Here is a 602-nt window from a genome sequence, read left to right as displayed (position 1 = left end):
AGTCCGCCATTGCTGGTCACGCGAGTTGTTCGTCTCGCGCTTCCGGTACTATTACGTTCTCCGACTCCTGGCTGTGCCTCGCTTCCCACTTCGCTTGCGCTTATAGGGTCGCTTACCCGCTTGTTGGCCGGGTCACAGTCAGGTCTCCTGGGGTCACACATGAATCTTCCGTATCGTGCCGCCAGCAAACACCTTGGTACGATGGGTGAATGAGTAACGCCTTCGCCCCCATAATGCGGGCTCGACCTTGCCCCATCTTTGGCCGACCTGTTCATCCTCGAGGTTGCCCTCATTGATTACAGCCCAATACTTCTCCTCAAACCCTTCGGATTCCGGATCGCTCCGGACACCCTGTACTCCAACGACTTACGCCGGTGGCCAACGAGGCAATACCCCCGCTTTTGGATACGGCGCCCCTCATTCGAGCGCCGGAGGGACTTAAACCCTCCTGATTCATGCGCTGCCCAGCGCACAGTATGGACCTATCCGACTCCCACCTGGTCCCGCTTCGGCCCCTCGCAGGGCAGCGGTCGGTCCGCTCGGGGCCAACCCGAGCTCCCGGCCAGATGGGCCTCCCGTGTTGATGCATCGTCCTTTGCCCG

This window comes from Verrucomicrobium sp. 3C (genome assembly GCF_000379365.1).
Classification (GTDB): Bacteria; Verrucomicrobiota; Verrucomicrobiia; order Methylacidiphilales; family Methylacidiphilaceae; genus Methylacidimicrobium.
Note: the sequence above shows the minus strand (reverse complement) of the source record.